Annotated in this window: 17 protein-coding genes; 16 read left to right on the forward strand and 1 reads right to left on the reverse strand. The window is 35.5% G+C overall.

All coding sequences use genetic code 11. The features are described 5' to 3' along the window. Positions 1-209 precede the first annotated feature (209 nt). Positions 210-1,979 carry an aminopeptidase P family protein gene (locus PGH12_RS06505; RefSeq protein ID WP_267597362.1) on the reverse strand — a complete coding sequence of 590 codons (1,770 nt, stop codon included), beginning with the start codon at positions 1,977-1,979 and terminating at the stop codon, positions 210-212. 234 nt (positions 1,980-2,213) lie between these two features. On the opposite strand from PGH12_RS06505, the gene PGH12_RS06510 reads away from it, so the two are divergent. The 16 genes from PGH12_RS06510 to PGH12_RS06585 all read left to right on the forward strand — a co-directional run bounded on the left by PGH12_RS06510 (position 2,214) and on the right by PGH12_RS06585 (position 18,665). Then, positions 2,214-2,720: a DUF6526 family protein gene (locus tag PGH12_RS06510; protein ID WP_267597363.1), complete on the forward strand. Its 507-nt coding sequence runs from the start codon at positions 2,214-2,216 to the stop codon at positions 2,718-2,720. A 209-nt stretch (positions 2,721-2,929) separates the two neighbouring features. Then, entirely contained in the window at positions 2,930-4,033 is a 1,104-nt protein-coding gene (locus tag PGH12_RS06515) for a DNA topoisomerase IB (protein WP_267597364.1), read from the forward strand. An 882-nt stretch (positions 4,034-4,915) separates the two neighbouring features. Beyond that, positions 4,916-6,496 (forward strand): AMP-binding protein, encoded by a 1,581-nt coding sequence (locus PGH12_RS06520; protein ID WP_267597365.1) that lies wholly within the window; start codon positions 4,916-4,918, stop codon positions 6,494-6,496. Positions 6,497-6,528: 32 nt separating this feature from the next. Continuing rightward, the gene (locus PGH12_RS06525; RefSeq protein WP_267597366.1) at positions 6,529-7,395 is read left to right on the forward strand and encodes a beta-ketoacyl-[acyl-carrier-protein] synthase family protein; all 867 of its coding nucleotides are present in this window, start codon (positions 6,529-6,531) and stop codon (positions 7,393-7,395) included. After that, positions 7,382-8,416 (forward strand): 3-oxoacyl-ACP synthase III family protein, encoded by a 1,035-nt coding sequence (locus PGH12_RS06530; RefSeq protein WP_267597367.1) that lies wholly within the window; start codon positions 7,382-7,384, stop codon positions 8,414-8,416. Before PGH12_RS06525 ends, PGH12_RS06530 begins: the two co-directional genes overlap by 14 nt. A 12-nt stretch (positions 8,417-8,428) precedes the next feature. Next, a complete protein-coding gene (locus PGH12_RS06535; protein WP_267597368.1) occupies positions 8,429-8,674 on the forward strand; it encodes an acyl carrier protein in 246 nt (81 codons plus the stop codon). A 179-nt stretch (positions 8,675-8,853) separates the two neighbouring features. Further along, the gene (locus tag PGH12_RS06540) at positions 8,854-10,347 is read left to right on the forward strand and encodes a phytoene desaturase family protein (protein WP_267597369.1); all 1,494 of its coding nucleotides are present in this window, start codon (positions 8,854-8,856) and stop codon (positions 10,345-10,347) included. Further along, positions 10,344-11,369, forward strand: coding sequence for a diiron oxygenase (locus PGH12_RS06545; RefSeq protein WP_267597370.1), 1,026 nt, complete (start codon positions 10,344-10,346; stop codon positions 11,367-11,369). The genes PGH12_RS06540 and PGH12_RS06545 overlap by 4 nt, the downstream gene beginning before the upstream one ends. After that, positions 11,366-12,358: a 3-oxoacyl-ACP synthase III family protein gene (locus PGH12_RS06550; protein ID WP_267597371.1), complete on the forward strand. Its 993-nt coding sequence runs from the start codon at positions 11,366-11,368 to the stop codon at positions 12,356-12,358. The genes PGH12_RS06545 and PGH12_RS06550 overlap by 4 nt, the downstream gene beginning before the upstream one ends. A gap of 14 nt (positions 12,359-12,372) precedes the next feature. Then, entirely contained in the window at positions 12,373-13,248 is an 876-nt protein-coding gene (locus PGH12_RS06555) for an MBL fold metallo-hydrolase (RefSeq protein ID WP_267597372.1), read from the forward strand. Then, the gene (locus tag PGH12_RS06560) at positions 13,245-14,399 is read left to right on the forward strand and encodes an FAD-dependent monooxygenase (protein WP_267597373.1); all 1,155 of its coding nucleotides are present in this window, start codon (positions 13,245-13,247) and stop codon (positions 14,397-14,399) included. The genes PGH12_RS06555 and PGH12_RS06560 overlap by 4 nt, the downstream gene beginning before the upstream one ends. A 7-nt stretch (positions 14,400-14,406) precedes the next feature. Next, positions 14,407-15,162, forward strand: a complete 756-nt coding sequence (fabG, locus tag PGH12_RS06565; RefSeq protein WP_267597374.1) for a 3-oxoacyl-ACP reductase FabG — start codon at positions 14,407-14,409, stop codon at positions 15,160-15,162. 13 nt (positions 15,163-15,175) lie between these two features. After that, a complete protein-coding gene (locus tag PGH12_RS06570; protein WP_267597375.1) occupies positions 15,176-16,420 on the forward strand; it encodes a beta-ketoacyl-[acyl-carrier-protein] synthase family protein in 1,245 nt (414 codons plus the stop codon). Then, on the forward strand, positions 16,407-17,450 hold the full coding sequence (locus tag PGH12_RS06575; RefSeq protein ID WP_267597376.1) for a beta-ketoacyl synthase N-terminal-like domain-containing protein: 1,044 nt from the start codon (positions 16,407-16,409) through the stop codon (positions 17,448-17,450). Before PGH12_RS06570 ends, PGH12_RS06575 begins: the two co-directional genes overlap by 14 nt. A 3-nt stretch (positions 17,451-17,453) precedes the next feature. Continuing rightward, positions 17,454-17,936: a 3-hydroxyacyl-ACP dehydratase FabZ gene (gene fabZ, locus PGH12_RS06580; RefSeq protein ID WP_267597377.1), complete on the forward strand. Its 483-nt coding sequence runs from the start codon at positions 17,454-17,456 to the stop codon at positions 17,934-17,936. Then, positions 17,937-18,665, forward strand: a complete 729-nt coding sequence (locus PGH12_RS06585) for a thioesterase II family protein (RefSeq protein ID WP_267597378.1) — start codon at positions 17,937-17,939, stop codon at positions 18,663-18,665. Positions 18,666-18,678 lie beyond the last annotated feature (13 nt).

Genomic DNA, 18,678 nt, shown 5'->3' on the forward strand with positions numbered 1-18,678 from the left:
AAATAAGTATAGGAGTGACTTGGTCATACAAAAGTAAAATGAAAATTTAATTTATATCACAGTAAAAAACCTGAAATTAAAACCGTAAAAACACGGTTGCAAATCTTAAAAAAACACCACAATTTCATAAATACAAATAGTGCACGATAAGTAAAAAAAATAAAGCCTCACATCAATTGACATGAGGCTTTGCTTTAATTTTAAATTAATTAAATAGGCTTTACCAGCTCCAGGAACCAGTCGCGTATTTCACCTTCCAAAAACGGAGCAATTTTCTCTTCGCATTTTCTGTGATAGTCATTAAGCCATTTAATCTCGTCTGTTGATAAAATTTCTTTTACGATCGTATCTTTGAGAAACGGACAGAACGTTAATGTCTCAAACTCATAAAAAGTTCCTGAATTTGTGGTTTCAGATTCTTTTACTGCAATTAAATTCTCATGACGAATTCCGTATTCACCCTCTACATAAAACCCAGGTTCATTTGAGCAAACCATTCCGGGAAGTAATTCCTGCGGATTCAAATCTTTTCTGATATTTTGCGGACCTTCATGCACGTTCATAAAACTCCCTACTCCATGCCCGGTTCCGTGATTGTAATCTTTACCATGCATCCACAAAGGTAGTCTCGCAATCGCATCCAGCTGAACACCTTTTGTTCCCTTTGGAAATTTTACCATCGAAAGACGAATCATTCCCTGTAAAACTAATGTGGAATTTGTTTTAAATTCATCAGAAACATCACCCAAAGCCAAAGTTCTGGTGATATCTGTCGTTCCTTCAAGATACTGACCACCAGAATCTACAAGAATCGTCGCCTCATTGGTCACGCTCTGGCTTCCTTCTTCTTTTGCGGAATAATGAATGACTGCGCCGTTTGCTTTAAAACCGATAATACTCCCAAAACTTTCTCCTACAAAATTTTCTCCTTCAGCACGGAAGCTTTTCAGTTTTTGTCCTATAGAATATTCATTCATTTCTTCTTTTCCGACGTTATGAGTAAGCCAGTAAAGAAATTTCACCATTGCTACGCCGTCTCTCACCATCACTTTTCTGAACCCTTCTAATTCTGTTTCATTTTTCTGGGCTTTCATAAGATTTCCGGGAACTGAAGACTTTAAAAATTCGTTTCCAATTTTCAAAGCTTCAAAAATTGACTGATTACTATTAGGAGAAACCAAAACTTTTTCGTTTTCAAATTCTTTCAGGCAATTGTAAAATTCTTCGTAAGGCATCATTTTTACCCACGCCTCATCTAATTGCTTTCTGGCTTCTACTTCAAGCTTATCAAGATCTGTGAATAATTTTGCATCGTTCTTTGTGATAACCAGATAAGCTAAAAATACAGGATTGCTTTCGACATCGCTTCCTCTGAGATTTAATGTCCATGCCACATCATCAAGACTGGAAATAACATGAATTGTCACTTCCTGCTCCTCCATTTTTTGGCGAATTGCGGCAATTTTATCATTCACAGATTTTCCTGATCTTTCGACCGGATGAGTGTAGATAGGATTTTTTGAAACCTCTCCTCTTTCTTTCCAAATGTACTTCAGTAAAGGAATATCAGCTAGTGTAATATTTTTTGAATTTAATTTTTCGAACAATAACTCCCAATTTGCATGGGATGTTGCGAGCGCGTTTACTGCAACTTTTCCGTTGGCAGGTATTTCAGATATAATCCAGTCGATATAATGTGGAGTACCTTCCATGCCGTCTTTAAAAAGGTCAATCCCAGAACCTTCCAGCTCGGTGGGAGCCTGAGTAAAATATCTTCCGTCTGTCCAAAGTCCAGCTTTATCTTTCGTAACCACCACAAAACCGGCAGAACCTGTAAAACCTGAAAGCCAAGCTCTTTCCTGCCATTCTGTGGGCAGATATTCGCTCATATGCGGATCGGCAGAATATACGATAAATGCATCAACATTATTTTTTTGCATCTCTTCACGAAGTGCGGATATTTTTTCGTTTGAAGTCATTTTTATAATTTTTAAAAACCGAAAGTTACAAAAAAATCAAGTTGGTTTTCCCAGTTTAGCAGAGCTTAAGTTTTTATTAATACTAATTCTAAGACTTTCTATTTACAATTTATCTACATTTTATTTAAATTCTTCTTAACATTAAAAATAATTAATACAGTTTTAGCCAACATGAATATTGATCAATAAGGAAGTCCTTGTGAAACTTGTACTTATCTATATAGGAAAATAGACATGTACCACAAAATCATTATTGATATAAATACTACAATGATTTGGAAAGGTTATTGCTATATTCTGAAAATGGAAACTCAAAACTACGGTAATTACAGAAAATTTTATCCGCCCCATCACTTTATTTATCTTCCTCTCCTTCTTGTTCTCGAGGGATACGGAATTTATAAAATATGGAACCATGAAGATCATCAATTAATATGGATACTGTTTTCAGTCATCATCTTTTTGATTCTGTACTTGGCGATCATGCTAAGACAACACTATGCTTTAGGAAATCAAAATCGTATTGTAAAGTTAGAATTCAGACAAAGATATTTTGAGATTTTTAACAAAAGATCTGATGATGTGTGCGAAAAATTAAGTTTCAGCCAGATTGCAGCACTCCGATTTGCTTATGATGAAGAATTTAAAGAACTTTTAGAAAGAGCTTTAAAACAAAATATTTCCGGTGATGAGATTAAAAAATCCATCAAAAACTGGAGACCTGATAATGACAGAATTTAATATATAACAATCACTAAACATACACTATTATGAGAAAATTAACTTTATACAGCATGAGTCTTCTTAGTATGCTATTACTAACAAGTTGTGAGGCAGTAGAAACAATCTTCAAAGCTGGAATGTGGTGGGGAATCATCGTCGTAGTGGGCATTATTGCTTTTTTATTGTGGCTTTTTTCAAGGGGTAAGAACTCTTAACCAAATTATCTTATGGATCAATCAGACTTAGAGATTATTTCTCACCTTAAACCGTCGAAGATTGTCAAGATTATGAAAGATCCGGTGGCGTCTGCAAAAGCAGTGAATCTTATTTACACTTCGGACGCAGAAACTGCCGGTATTATTCGTAAAAAAAGAGGCAAAAAATACTCTTATTACAAAGACGGCGAGAAAATTAAAGATAAGGAAGAAATTACCCGTATCAACAGTCTGGTGATTCCTCCGGCGTGGGAAAATGTTTGGATATGCGCGCTGGATAATGGCCATCTTCAGGCCACAGGATATGATGCACTAAAAAGAAAACAGTACCGATATCATTCGCTCTGGAGTGCATTAAGAAATCACACGAAATTTTACAGGATGCTGAAATTTGGATATGCGTTACCGGATATCAGGCTTCAGCTCGAGAAAGATTTAGCATTGCGAAGCTTTGAAAAGCGGAAAATTCTTGCGCTCGTTGTAAGTCTTATGCAACGTACAAATATTCGAATCGGGAACAGTATTTATGAAAAACTCTACGGTTCTTTTGGTTTAACGACCTTGAAAGGCAAACACGTTAAAGTTCAGGGACAGAAAATCAATTTCTCTTTTAAAGGTAAAAAAGGTGTTATGCATAATGTTGATCTGAAAAGTAAAAGACTTTCGAAATTGATCACTAAATGCAAAGAAATTCCCGGAAAGGAGCTGTTCCAATATTATGACAGTGAAGGAAACCGTCATGCTATAGATTCTGGAATGGTCAATGATTACATCAAAGAAATTAGCGGTGATGACTTTACAGCAAAGGATTTCAGAACGTGGTCCGGAACAGTAAATGCTCTAATTGCCTTTAAAGAAATCGGATACGCTGAAAATAATACTCAGTATAAAAAGAAGGTGAAAGAAGCGTTGGATATTGTAGCTTCACACCTTGGAAATACAAGTACAGTATGCAGAAAATACTATGTGCATCCTTTGGTGATCAATTTATATGAGAACAATTCTATCAAAAAATACATTGACGAGCTAGAGGTAATTGAAGAAAATGACGGTAAGGCAGGTCTTACACACGAAGAAAAACTGGTTTTGAAGATGCTTGAAAACGAAAAATTGTAGTTAAATTACTTCCAAATTTTTAAGCATGAAAATCAAATGTTTTACAGATCAAAATTTAACGCATTTCTGGCTTGATAATTGTAACTTATCGTTGGCAATAAATTTAGAAGATAAAAAAGAATATATTCAGATAAAAAAATATAACATGAGAGAAATTCTGAATATCTCTCATTAACATTGCTATATAAATCATTCTTTTATAAATAGTTGTGAAGATTTTATTATTTAAAATTTTGTTCTATATATTTTCTCTAATCTAGTGTGATTTCCAATAATTGACTATAAATAAAGTGTGCGCTTGCATAATTTTAAACAGTTTTTATAATATTTATCTTTCTCCGATTGAACACATAAAAATAGCATTAAAGCTTAAATATCTATTTCGCTATTTATGTCTCTATTTAGAATAAAAATTCAGAATTATTTAGTATTTCTGACTTTTCCTATTCATATTAATTCTTCAATATAAGTACAAATTTTTTCCAATAAATCTTTGTTGATGAAATTATATCAACATATTACTATTTACTTTATTGATTATCAAAACTTCTTTCACTGACACAATAATTATTATCGACCACCAAAGAAATATTTATTTTTTACATAAATCATTACATGTTTTAACATATGTAGTCGGTAAAAATGAATACTTTTGTACATCTCTTAGTACTTAGATTTACATCTAGTTGTAACATTTTAGCCTAAGAAAATTTCTTTAAAAACGCAAACACAATGAAAAAAAACAAACTTAATTTCCGCCTATTTTATTTACTCCGGTAATTACACGATCTAGGATTCTTTATCTAGATAAATAATCATTTTTTAATAATCATTCACATACTCCAACATATAATTAATGTTGAGTGTAATCATTTGTACTCTATGAACATATCAAGCAATATCATTAAAAATTTATTGTTGCATAATAATAAAAACCAAATCCTTTATGATCTTAACAGTATATCTGGAGAAGAAATTGCTAAAGAAATAATAACTTTAGCAACGTTTTTTAGATCCACGACCAAGTTCAGCAATGGAGACAGGGTGATACTAAGTATGAATGATTCACCGGAATTTATTTATTCTTTCATAGCGCTAATATCGATTGGCTGCATTCCCGTTCCCCTTAATCCTTTAATTCAAGAATCGGAATTAGAATACATTTTGAAAGATTCAAAAGCAACAGGTGTTATTATTGATAATCACCAGTATTTAAGGCTTTATCAGGTCATACATAGCTCATCGTACATCATCAATGATTGTGTTTTAGTGAATAATCCGTCAGTAAAAGAGTATGGATCGATCAATTATTTGCAAAAATATCTCTCATCTAAAAAAGCATTTAATACTTCTTTAATTTCTGAATTTGTATACGCAGAGAATAATCCTGTCGCCTTTTGGCAATATACATCCGGAACTACAGGAAATCCCAAAGCTGTGCAACACGGGCACTATACAATGCTAACTAATACGGAACTCTTTGCACAGAAAACATTAGGAATTGGTGAGGACGATGTTATTATATCTGTTCCGAAAATGTTTTTTGGATACGGTTTAGGAAACAGTTTATTTTTTCCTTTACTTTCTGGAGCTACTGTGATCATTGATGAGAAGTGGTTTTCTCTTGATAATCTGAAAAAGAATATCCGTCTTTATAAGCCTACAGTTATTTTCGGAACTCCGAAAATCTACTCTGATATATTGCATAATTATGAAAGTTTTTCAGAAAACGATTTTAGCAGTGTAAGATTGTTTGTGTCGGCTGGCTCTTCCCTTCAGCACTCCATTATTAAAGAGTGGAAATCAAAATTTGATAAAACCATCGTTAATGGAATCGGCTCAACAGAAATTGGTCATATTTTCATGTGCAGTAATCAGGTAAAAGAAAATGATGAAAATTCTTCGTTAGGAATTCCTGTCACGGGCTACCAAATAAAAATTTGTGAAATAGATAAACCTGATTCGGTGGTAGAAAATCATGAAGAAATAGGTGAATTATGCATATTTCCACCAGAAAAAACGCTCAGTTCTTATTGGCAACAAGAGAATACCAATACAGCAAAATATAAGAACGGATGGTATTTTTCGGGGGATCTTTGCTCAAAAAAAGAAGATGGCACGTATGTTTATCATGGCAGAAAAGACGAATTATTCAAAGTAAACGGACGTTGGGTGAATCCTCTTGAGATAGAAAATACTGTTTTACAGAACTTTCATGAGGTACGTGAATGTGCGGTCACTTATTTTATTGATGATGACGGTCTAGAAAAGCCGATACTTTATATCGTGCGAAAAACAGATATAAACAAGGATCTTCTTTCAGACGATATTCAGAAAAAGCTTGCAGAAAATTTTTCTTCTTACAAACTTCCTACAAGAACTCATTTCTTAAACACATTGCCACGTAACAGCAACGGAAAGGTGATTAAGAAGGGATTGGAAAATAATTTAACTGAAGCTTAAAACAATTACTAACATCAATTTAAAAATATAAAATGCAGATTATAGATGCCATAAGTGAAGTTCCGGGTCTTAATATAAAAGGAAACCATGGTAAAATGCAGCATGGTTTTGAGTGTCAGATTTTTGAAGCTGATAAAGAAAAATCTTTATCTGAATGGGCTGTAGATGTAAGCAAAAACTTACTACTTAAAAACAATATTTCAGCTGATGATTTGGGCGTTATTATCAATGCATCAATATCGCTTTATGATACTACTTCTTTAGGAAACACTTCAGCTCCGGGAATAGGTCATGAGGTTCAAAAACATTTATCTGCAAAAAATGCATTCGTTTTCGAAATGTTTCATAATGATTTAGGAAATATGATAAAGATTGCGTCTGATTTTTTAACACATATGGATCATCAGTATGCTTTAATTATTCAATCAAATAAATTTTCAACATTTCTAAAAGATGATGAAAATGGATTTTGTATTCCTGATGGTGTAAATGCACTTTTAATAAAATCGAGCAACAAAAAGATTGAGCTTGAGAATATTCATATCTCCCACCCTGAAATGTCAAAAGCAAGTTTAAGCTTCAACGCAGGAAATAAAAATGCTTTAAAAAATAATCACATTTTCAGTCTAAACTGGAATTATGATCCTTTGTTTAAAGAGGCTTTGAATTCTGAACTGAAAAATATATTATCTAAAGACAAACAGGCAACCGTTATTACAGAAAAGTGGTTTTCGGAACATTTATCATCACAAGACACTGAGAATGCTCTAGCTATGAACACTATTCCATCTTATTTGCAGGAGCACAGCGAAATAAAAAAACAGCCAATCACTCTGATATCTTACAACCCGTTTCTAGCCCATTATTCAATTCTAAAAATAACACATGATGAAATATAATGCCTCTATAAAAAGCGTCGCTGTAGGATTTCCGGAGAAATACTATACCAATGATATGGCACCTTTTTCCGAGATTCCGAATTTACCAAAAAACTGGTGGAGAAATTGGGGAATGGAAGGAAGATATATGGTAGACAAAGAAAAAGGCGAAACCTGCTCTCAGCTTGCCAAAAAAGCGTCTTTGGGAGCGATAGAAAAAGCTGGTCTTGCTGCAAACGATATAGATCTTATTATCGGAACTACGTGTACCATCACTGGATGGTCTGATAAGGAGGAGAATAGAATTTTCCCTGGTATTTCAGAATATCTGAAAACAGAGCTGCAATGTAATAATTCGACGATGTGTATTGAGGTAAATCAGGCCTGCATATCATTTCTTGTCGCTATGCAAATGGCTTCAGATTACATAAAATCTGGAATGTATAAAAATATCCTGATCTGCTCGGCAGAGACCTTCACACAGATTGCAGACTTCGCTTTACCTTCTTCTACACTTTTCGGAGACGGCGCGGCATCGGTAGTTGTAGGAAGATCAGAGCAAGACGGACAATTGGTATCGTCTCATTATAAAAGCATCCCCACCTACAACGATATTGCAACATTACAGTGGAAAACAACTGTAGGCAAGCCAGGGATAGAATTTACCCGTCCTTATTTTTCATTAGGAGAAGATGCGCCCACCCAAATGCAGACATTCGTACCTCAAAATGTTCCTGAAGTTACTTTTAAAGCTTTAGAAAAAGCGGATACCACCGTTGAAGACATACATCATTTTGTATTTCACCAGCCATCAAAAATGCTGATCAGAATGTGGGCAATGGGCATTGGGATAAAAAAAGAAAAGTACACAACTACCGTAGAGAAATATAGTTGTCTGAGCTCTGCTTCTATCCCTGTAACGCTATATTTTGCATTAAAAGATGAAAAAATAAAACCTAATAATAAAATTGTACTTGCCGGAGCAGGAATCGGATGGGGCTTCGGAGCACAGGTATGGAAAACAGAAAATATTAACTATTAAAAATTTTATATAATGGAAAATCAAGAATTATTCAACAAAGTGTATGCTATTTTAGCGGATATCGCAGAATGCGATGTTAATATCATTAAACCTGATACAGATTTATTAAATGAGATAGGTGTTACCTCTCTTATGGGACTGGAAGTTTTGGTTGAACTTGAAAGAGAATTTGACCTTAGTCTAGATGAGGGAATTCTTATTAAAATGAAAACTCCAAAAGATATTGTAGACGTTCTGGAAGAAGAATTAGCAGTTTAAGAGTTACAAGCCGAGTTTTTGGGTTCTTACAGATATGTATGAGCCCAAGGCTTTTTAATAGATTTTGACTTCACCAATATTTATCTGAAAATGATTGGTTCATAACAGACACTCATAAGAAACTCCTTTATCAAAGCAAAGGAAAAATTTTTTTGAAAAATCAACAAAATAATCTCGTAATGATTGAAAATTTAGAAGTCGATGAATTGGTAATTGGAGCCGGACTGTGCGGCCTAATGTACGGGATTTCGGCAGCCACCGAAGGAAGTTCGGTTGCCATCAGCGAAGCTCATCACAAAGTAGGCGGCTATGCTACCAATTTTTACCGGAACAAAAGAAAATTTGTTTTTGACTGCAGTCAGCATAAAGTAAGCGGACTTAAAGAAAATGTAGGAAACCTTTGGAATTCCCTGAAAAGACTGGGATTACAATCATTGCTGGATGAGTTTGAACTGCATGAAGAAATAGGAACCGTAGTTTATAAAAACCAATTTATAAAACTACCTTCTGAGCCTGAAGATATTAAAGCGACTCTCATCGCTCATTTCCCTGATGAAATAGTGGGAATTGAAAAACTTTTTTTTGATATAGAATCTCACGGATATCAGCACTATATGTTTTTTAGAAAGCTGATGAACGAATATACGATTAACAGAAATATTCTGCGCGAAAGCCGCAGCCTCGCAAAAATTACTGCGAGAGATTATTTTAACACCATTTTTAAAGGACAGGATATTATTGAGGTTCTGAGCCCAATTGCTATATATTCTGGATCGATATCTAATGAAGTGAATGCATTTTATTTTCTTCACTGTCTATATGCAATGTTCTACGGCGGTCCTGCATTTATGAAAGGAACGGGACAACGCATTTCAGATTTATTATTGAAAGAATTTGTTGATCGTGGCGGGATTCTTCTGAAGAAAAATGAGGTGCTGGAAATGGAAGACGTAGGCAATCACATGATGGTAACTACCAGAAAAAATATCATAAAAACAAAAAGAGTCATAGCAACCTGCCCTCCGGAAGATGTGGTAAGAATGTTGCAAAAGGATGAAAAAGCACAGGAATTCAAAGAAGTTCTTAACAACTTTACAGTCGGATGGGGACACTTCTGTGTATTTGCCGTGCTTTCAGTTGCACCAGAGGAATTAGGAATCATTTCACCAGAATATCTTTTAGTTTCAGACACGGGCGATGACTTTACAGAAGAAGACTTTGAGAATGACACCTACTATGATCTTTTTACTCTGAGTGTAAGTAACTATCATCGTGTAGATCCTGAAGGAGGTTATATTCTTCAATTTATTGTTTTAGATCATGGTGACCGATGGTTCCATTTATCCGAAACAGAATACAACGAAAGAAAAGAAAAAATTCAGGAAAAATTAATTAAGAGAGTCCTTAAAACATTTCCTCAGATAGAAGACAAATTAATATATACAGAATCTTCAACCCCGAAAACCAATTATAAATTTACTTTGGCAACCAAAGGTTCGGCTTTCGCATATAAGATGCTTCCGAAAACCAATCTGGGACTATTAAGCAATTTTTCTAATGACAAAGTGAAACTGGTGAGCACGTGGTCCGGAGGTCCCGGTTACGAAACAGCAATGTGTTTCGGATATACACAGGGGAAATTATTAAACATGAAAAACACACTGAATACATGAGCAATCTAAAAAAAACATTAAGCCCAAAATTTACAAGTTTACTAGAAAAACTGAATAAAGCTTCCGAAAAAAAACAAATGAGCCTTCTTCTTGATCATCCTTGGGACGAACCTTTAGAAAATGCATGGCTTAAAAAAAGAGAGAATATTGCGATCTACGGAACGCCTTATTACGATCTTGCCTCAGAAGAAGAAAGAAGACTTTTATCTGTTTATGAAACAGGGTCATGGTGGTACACCTTCATCGTATTCGAAAACCTTGTGTCAGAATATTATATGAAAATTGTGAATCATGGTTCTCTTAAAAGATTTCCTGAAGTCGTAAAATATATCCATCATTTTTGTAAGGAAGAGATAGTACATGCAATGGTCTTCAAAAAGGCAATGGCGCATTTTCAGATTACACCGTTTCCTAGCCCATTAAATCTTCAGGAAATATACAGCCACAATGCATCAATGTCTGAATTTCCGCTTAAGGCAATTTATCTAACAATTCTTATCGAATGGCTGGCGGAGAATAATGCAATGGAAGATTGCAATAGCAAAGAAATCTCGCCATTGTCTAGAGCTGTAGCCGTAGAGCATCATAAAGAAGAAGCAAGACATATTGAATGGGGGAAAAACATGATCCGTGAATTTCTGGATGCAGTTCCTGAATTTTTGAAAGAAGCACAGGAAAGTACTGCTCCGATGCTAAGAAGCATGCTCGATATGTCGGTTTGCAGTATCGTGGTTTATTCTCGGGTTGGCTTTCAGAATCCTGCTTTTAGAGATTATAAAAAACTAATACCTGCAGTATTGGAAAGTGAAAACCGTCAACAGATCAACGCCAGAATTATGGCTCCTTTGATGAGATATTTTATCGAAATGGGAATCTGCGATCCTTATAATGATGAAAATATGCAAATATGGAGAGACAACAGATTTGGAAAAGATGTTGAAGATGCCGTGGAGTATTTCAGAAAAAAATCTGCCGGAGCAGAAGATATTGATAATGTAATGAATAAAAATTACGACGAATGAGAACCGTCATATCAGGATTTGGTCATGCCCTACCCTTTAAAACCGTAGATAACAAAACTATTGTGGAATTGATGAATACAACGGAAGAATTCATCGAAACCCGTACCGGCGTACTTACCAGAAAACATATTTCTGAAAATGAAAGTACAAGCGTCTTGATGGTAGAAGCCTGCAAAAAAGCAATTGAGAGAGCAAATCTTTTACCTGAAGACATTGATATGCTGATTGTAAACACTTTAAGCCCGGATTATCATGATCCTTCGCAGGCGTGTCTTATTCAGCCGTTACTTTCATTGAAAAATACAATTCCTGTATTTGATATCCGAGCGCAATGTAGTGGACTTCTCTACGGAATGGACATCGCAAGACAATTTATAGCAACAGGAACGCATCAGAATATATTAGTGTGTTGTGGAGAGGCTTTATCAAAAAGAATGGACTATTCTGATGAAGGGAGAAATTTATCGATATTGCTTGGCGACGGAGCCGGAGCAGTGGTTTTAAGCAGTTCCAAAAATGAAGATAAAGGAATTCTTGATGTCAGCATCCATGCAGATGGAAGCTATTTTAAATTACTATGGACAGAAAGTCCGGGAACATCTGGCAAAACATTCAATGGAGACGATAGTAAGTGCTCATATTTCAGGATGAATGGTAAGGAAATGTTCAACCACGCTGTGGAGAAATTCACAGAAGTTGCTGTTCAGATATTAAAAAAGAACAATCTTACCCTCGAAGATATTGATGTTATTATTCCTCACCAACCCAATATGAGAATTTTGGATGCCGTAATGAGCAATCTTGAAATTCCAAAAGAAAAAATGCAGATTAATGTACACAAATACGGAAATATTGCATCCGGTTCATTACCTGTAACATTAAGCGAATATATGTCGGATACTCCTGAAGAAGAGAGAGCCGGAAAACTGGGATTGATTATAGGATACGGTTCCGGAGCAACATGGGGAAGTATTTTATATAAATTTTAGATTACATAATAACCATGTGGATCAATAAAACAGGACAGGTAGATGATACTTTAACCATCTTGGGAACAACTTCTAACCCGGTTTATCTCTTAAAAGGTGATAACGAATATTCATTGGTAGAAGGCGGATTGACCCGGGATGCTGAAACTTTGCTGAGTCAATTAAAGGAACATATTCCTGATCTTTCGTTAGTAAAGCATTGGTTTATTACACATTCTCACTATGATCATTGCGGCGCCGTTGAGTTCTTGTATCCTTATCTGAGAGATACAAAAATTTACGCCTCAGAAAATGCAGTTAAAAACTTTAGTAATGAAAAGTACGTAAAAAAAATACGGCAACTTAATTCCTCGATCTCAGACAAAGAAATTGTTCAGGAAGGCAGTTTATCAGATATCCGATTTGAGATTGTAGATGACAAACAAATCTTAAAAAATAATTCGGGAACGTGGAAAATTATGTACACTCCAGGACACAGCAACTGTTCTATGAGTATCATCAATGAAGAAAAAGATATAATCTTCGTATCTGATGCCTTAGGTGAGATCATCAATACTAAAAATTGGTTTCCGTTGGCTTTTGATAATGTAGTGCAATTTATTGACAGCATTAACAAAATTGGGAGCCTGCAAATAAAAACCATTGCTTTAGGACATAATGGTATTCTCACAGGATCGGAAGCTTTATCGGCATCAGTCGAAAGTTTGCGAGGATGCAGCGAGGTTATTGAATTTATAGCAACCCGTAAAGATTACTTATCATTAGATGAGTTGGTAGATGAGCTTTACAAAAAATATGATGTGGTAGATCATTCTTTCATTCCTGAAAATGTGTACAGAAAAAGTATAGAAATATTAATCTCACTTTTAAAAACAGAATCATTTGTATGAATCAAAATCCGAAATATAAAGAATATGATGTATGTATCGTAGGAGCGGGAATCGCCGGTATTTTCCTGGCGTGGCTGCTTGGCTCAAAAGGTAAAAAAGTATTGATTTTAGAAAAAAATGCTAAAATCAATATGAACGGTGCAGATATTTTAAAACCTTCCGGAATCAATGTTCTGGAAAAACATGGTCTGCTGCAGGAGCTTATGAATAAAGAATGCAGAGTGAGAGACGAACTTCGTGTTTTTCATAATGGTATTCAGGTCGATCATATCAATTATAAGGCAGAAAACGAAAGAGGATATTTTATGGTTTGCCCATATAATGTTTTGCTGGAAACGATCTATGATAAAATTCAGGCGATCGAAAACGTAGAACTATTGGTGAACCAATCTGTATCAAAAATAAAAGAAGTAGAAAGCGGAGTTTTTGTCACTTTAAATTCAGGTGAAGAGATATTTTGCAATATTCTTATCGGAGCAGACGGAACAAAGTCTATCGTTAGAGAATATGCCGATATAGAAGCCCATTTTGATTATTACGATCATGTAATGTATTTCAACAAATATCCTGTCACAGCAAGCGTTGAAGAGCTCAACAGATTGTATGTTGATGAAAAAGGAGGACTTGCTTACTTTTACCCCATTAATAACAGAGAATCCCGATGTGTTCTGGGTTTTAGTATGGAAGAAGGTAAAAGTTTGAGAGAATCAGGAAACAGAGACGTTTTAATCAACCGACTAAAAGAATTTGTTACCGAAAGTGATGATATGGTGGATCAGATTACCTCAATGGACGATTTTCTTACATTTCCATTATGTAAAATGCATACTGAAAAATATTTTAATGGAAGAATACTTCTTTTAGGAAACGCAGCACACTCTATTCATCCAATAACCGGACAGGGAATGAACTTAGCCATTGAGGATGTTGGTGAACTGATCATCTGGCTCTCAAAATATTTTGAAGCTGAAATTTCACTGGAAGAAGCATTATCCGGTTATCAAAAACAGAGGTTAGAGCTCAATAATAAAGTTCTCAATTACGGTCACCGCTTGGCAAATAGTTTTGGAAGTGCAGAAAATTTCATGAATAGTCTAAATTCCAAGATACAGACCAGCAGCCGGGATCTTTCTATACTTAATAAGATTTAAAATAATTATGCAAATAGATTTAACAGACAAACATTTTTTAGTAACCGGCGGCGGAAGAGGAATAGGTAAAGCTATTGTTTTGCAATTGCTTACATCAGGCGCATCCGTATCATTTACCTATAATCACGGTAAAGAAACGGCAGATGCTTTTTTGCAGGAACTTTCGATAAAATTTCCTGGAAAAGTTGCTCTTTATAAGGCGGATATAAAAGATGAAGAACAATCAAAATCGTTAATTGCTGAAATTGAAAAATCTCAGCTTGGTTCATTGTACGGTTTGGTTAACAATGCCGGAATAACTATGGATGCTCCATTCTTCAGTATGACCACAGATATGTGGAAAGACGTATTGGATACCAACCTAAGCGGAACGTATTACCTCACAAAAGCAGTTGTAAAATCGTTGATCAGGAAGAAAAATTCAAAAATTATTAATATTTCATCTGTTTCAGGAGTAAGAGGTGCTATGGGACAAGCCAATTACGGAGCTACAAAAGCTGCTGTTATTTCTTTAACTAAAACTCTTGCGCTGGAATTTGCAAAATTTAATTTGCAAGTAAATGCAGTTGCACCCGGATTTATTGATACCGAAATGGTCGACAAAATGAATGAACAGGATAAGAAGAAGATTGATCAAATGATCCCTATGAAAAGAATGGGAAAAACGGAAGAAGTTGCCAATCTGGTCACATTTTTATGTTCAGAAAAAAGTAATTATATCACCGGACAGACCTTTATCATCGATGGAGGACTAACGTTATAAAAACATAATAAATATGAAAAGAATCGTCATTACAGGAATGGGCGTTGTAAGCCCGTTAGCTTGTGAAAAAGAAATCTTTTGGGAAAAAATCCTGAATGGAGAATCTGGTGTAGGAGACCTTACAAAGTTAGATTCATCCAATTATAAAGGTGCAACCCGCGCTGCCGAAGTAGATCTTGAGAAAGATTATAACAATCCGGAATTACTGAAGCATTTTAAACCTTACGGAAAAGCTGTGACTTATGCTGCTGCTGCTGTAGATATGGGACTGAAAGATGCCGGTTTTGGTAAAAGATTTACAGAGAAAAACAATTATGGAATCATCTTAGGCACTACAAATGGCAATCAGGACATTGTAGAACGCATCGTAGATAAGTGGAGTCTGGAAATGGAACATGAGGATTTAACTACTAAAGCAGCTAAAACCCTTACCTATTTCAGACCCATAGAACTGAGTGCAAGTATTGCAAAATTTTATAATCTTGGCGGAACAAATATGGTGATACCAACTGCCTGTGCAGCAGGTAATTACGCGATTGGTACTGCGTATTCTATGATCCGTGAAGGTAGATCTTCGATCATTATTGCCGGAGGAGCAGATCCTTTCACAAGATCATGTTATACTGTTTTTTACAGATTGGGAGCAATGTCCAAAGACAACTGCAAACCATTTGATCAGAACAGAAACGGAATGGTTGTAGGAGAAGGAGCGGCAGTTTTAGTTCTTGAAGAGCTGGAACACGCACTGGCGAGAGGCGCAAAAATATACGGCGAAATTAAAGGATACGGTTTGGCTTGTGACGCTTATGATCCTACAGCACCGGAACCTTCCGGATCTGGAGCTACCCTTTCGATGAACAATGCATTAAAATCTAGTAATGTTGATAAAAACAGCATTACATATGTTAGTGCGCACGGAACAGGAACTAAGGCAAATGATGCGCATGAGATCAATGCGATGAGCAATGTATTCGGTGAAGATATCAAAACAATGTATGTAAATGGAATTAAATCTATGTTAGGACATTGTATGGGAGCTGCAAGTGCATTGGAAGCTGTTACAGCAACTCTTTCTTTACATTATCAAAAAGTTCCTAAAAACCGTAATACCGTAAAGATTGATGAGGCTTTCAAAACCCATTTCCTTATCCAGCCTTCTTCTGAGATTGAAAATAAAGTAGATCATGTCCTTAGTAATTCGTTCGCTTTTGGCGGAAATATATGTAGCGTAATATTCAGTAAATATGACAGCAAATAATACTTCAAATAAAGATATAGTAATTTCCGCTATCGGTTTTAACAGCCCGTACGGAACAGAAATAGATAATTATTTCTGCCAAAATGAATCAGAAAATAAAAATTTAATTATAGAAGATCATGATCCGCAGAAGTTTTTAAAACCAAAAGGACAGCGATTTCTTAATAAAGCAACATTAGTCTACGGAAATGTAGCCTTTCATGCTATCAACAATAGAGATTTAAAATCAAAAATTGATGAAACTCCTGAGAGAATTGGTCTTTATGACGGAACAGAACTTTCTAATCTGGAAGACTGCTTTATATTTGATTTAACAGCAAAAAATCAAGGTCCGGATCGTGTGAGCCCAATGAAAGCTCCAAGCACTATTGCTAATGCAGCAGCAAGCCAGATGGCTATTCAGGCGGGAATAAAAGGCCCTAACTTCAGCGTCTGTGCAGGTATGGCGGGTAGTCTTCAGGCTTTGGATATCGCTACTCTCCACCTAAAGCAAGGAATTACAGATTACGGCGTGATTGCTTCTACCGAGATCAGAAATTATTATCAGGAATCTATTCGCAGAGGGAATGAAAGTCATCATAGAAACATATCTCCGGAACTGGGAATTGCTATGGTATTGGAACGTAGAGAAACGCTGATACTGGAAGGAAAAAAACCTTTAGCTACAATAAAAAAGATACATTCTGAAACTCACACTGAAGATTTACCGATAGAAGCATTTTTATTCCAAAATATTTCAAATATGGCGGATCAATATAGTTTCGATACTGTAATTTTTTCCGGAGGAACCTCTACTATCAATGAAAAAGTATTCGAAGAAGTGCTGAAAAAGAATGGTTTAAATATGTCTGTTATTTATCCGGAAACTTTATTCGGTGACAATGATAATGCAGGAGGAATGCTGGGAATTGCTTACGGTATTGCAATATTTGAAGGGAAAAACGTATACAAAACTGATAAAGAAAACATACTTGTACTTTCCTCAGATAAGACGGGAACAGTGATTTTAACCGTAATTGAAAAAGCATAATAAATGGAAACAATATTAGAAGCATATCAGATCACTCAAATTTTAAAGTATCGTCATCCCTTTCTTCTCGTTGATAAGGTAACGGGATATATTCCTGGTAAAGAGCTGACAGCGGTAAAAGCAGTTTCTATGGGAGAACCTTATTTTGCAGGTCATTTTCCGGATTTCCCGATCATGCCGGGAGTACTTATTACTGAAGCATTAGCACAGGCATCGTCTCTGATGTTGGCTTTAGACGATCTTGGATGGGAAGCTGGAAAGCCAATTCCGTCAGCCGATAGACCAGTGATAGGTGTTTTGGGAAGCACACAGATCAGTTTCCTGAAATCTGTATTGCCGGGAAGCATGTTACATCTTGAGGTAAGCATAGACTGGCGAAAAGGTTCTGCGTGTTCCATTAATGTAAAAGCATCAGTAGAAGGTTCTGTTTGTGCCAAAGGAAAAGTAACAGTGATGTCTATTGATAAAAGTAAACTTTTCGGTTAAATGAAGCATAAAACACTATTGTTCTGTATTCCTTATGCAGGTGGGTCGTCCACTTCAATGTCTAATGTAGCCAATGTTTTGAACTCAGAAGACTTGGAAGTGCATTATGTAGAATTACCGGGAAGAGGAATGAGAAGTGAAGAACCCTTCCACTCAACATTAGAGGAAACGATAGAAGATATATCGGCGAAGATCAAGAGCACATTACAAAGTACAGATCAACCTTTTATATTGTGGGGACACAGTATGGGATCGGTTTTATCATTACTTGTATCGTTTAAAATTCAGGAGGATTATAATTGTAGAGGATTAATCGTGTCAGGTATGCGCGCTCCTCTATTTAAATCAACAAAGCAACCGTTATCCCGAGAAAAACGAAACGCATTGCTTGTTGACATTCTCCCCACAAAATATGAAAGAAGCAAGAACGCTCCACTTTTTCAGAGGGTGCAACAGAAACGGATAGAAATTATGGAAAAAGATGTTGCTCTGTTAGAAGAGAATCCTATTGCAGACTGGTCTTCGATCATCATTAAAAGTCCTTTGGCAGTAATCATAGCAGAAGACGACGAACTTTATGACAACAAAGATTGTTATCTGCGATGGAATCATCATACATCCAGTGCGACAAGTTATTTTCCGGTCAAAGGCGGTCATTTCTTTATGTTTCAGTATCCTTCGCAGACATCTGCTTTGATCAAAACAATAATAAATGATTTAAAATATTAAATCCATAAAAAAA

It is taken from the genome of Chryseobacterium sp. CY350 (assembly GCF_027945075.1).
Lineage (GTDB): Bacteria > Bacteroidota > Bacteroidia > Flavobacteriales > Weeksellaceae > Chryseobacterium.